General features: G+C 37.4%; 1 protein-coding gene. It reads right to left on the minus strand.

The genetic code is table 11. From position 1 onward, the window contains the following. Positions 1 to 95 precede the first annotated feature (95 nt). Positions 96 to 1,116 (minus strand): tyrosine-type recombinase/integrase (locus tag AC0QT4_RS09195; RefSeq protein ID WP_473201362.1); only part of this gene is annotated, 1,021 nt, incomplete at its 5' end.

The raw sequence follows: 1,116 nt of genomic DNA on the forward strand, positions 1-1,116 counted from the left end.
ACACCGCATTTGCTCAAGAAAAAATATAAAAATCAATAAGTTATATTAGAAATAAGGGATTGATCTGTTATTGATTCTATTACGTTTTTTTGCTCCTATCCCTCACTTTTTTGGAGCTTTTTTATCGCTTCAAGGGCAAGTTTTTTACGATCTGCGCTTTTTGTATAAAGAGATGCCATATTGTCGTCTGTCCATCCAAAAAGTGCTTTCAATTGTGAGACTGTTGCACCTGAATTTGCTGCGCGTGTTGCTGCTAATTTTCTCAGTCCATGGGCTGATTTTTTTATACCCGCTGTATTACAAGCTTTACGAAAGAGGGTGGTAAAACTTTCTTTGGGTAATTTTTTCCCGCGTTTACTACAAATGAATGTTTCTTCTCCAATAGGACCAATTTTAAGGGTTTCTGCTAATTCAGGCAAAATGGGTAGAAAAACATCTGTTTGGAATTTACTTTTCTCTGTCTTGAGATGAATGATATTGTCTTTCACATCTTTCCAACCAATTCGTACCGCATCACCACGACGTAGACCCGTATACAAAAGAACATCAATCCAGACGCGCTCATGTGTACCATGTGACCAATGGTGATGATATTTCTCAACGTCCTCTTCTGTCCAAACAGGAAAACCTTCTTTGTTTTTAAGAGGAGGTCTTTTAACTCCTAAAGCTGGATTATCTTCTAAGAGCCCTTGATCAATTGCCCATTTAAAAAGACTATTAAGTGTTTTTAGAAAATCTCTAGCCATTCCAGGTGTTTCTTTCCTCCGTTCAACACCGGCTATGATATGTTTCTTTTCGATTGCTTTATATGGAATATTCCCTATGGAATCGCATAGCTTCATAAGGATAAATTCTTTTTGTTTCTTCGTAGCTTTAGCAAAGCTATGCCAATTGGAGCTGTTAAAATATTGTTTAAGCAGCCATGCAAAAGAACCTTCAACAAGTTTCCCTGGTTTGGATTTAGGAAGGATAAGTCCTTGTAATTGGGCAAGGGCGCTTTTGTAATTATCAACAAACTCTTGCGTTCCATAGGTTCCTCGTACTCTAATACGTTTCCCATGACCAATACGCACATACCACACGATTTTTCCATATTTGGTAATTTGTTTAACAAGG

It is taken from the genome of Bartonella sp. EBT8, assembly GCF_055796165.1.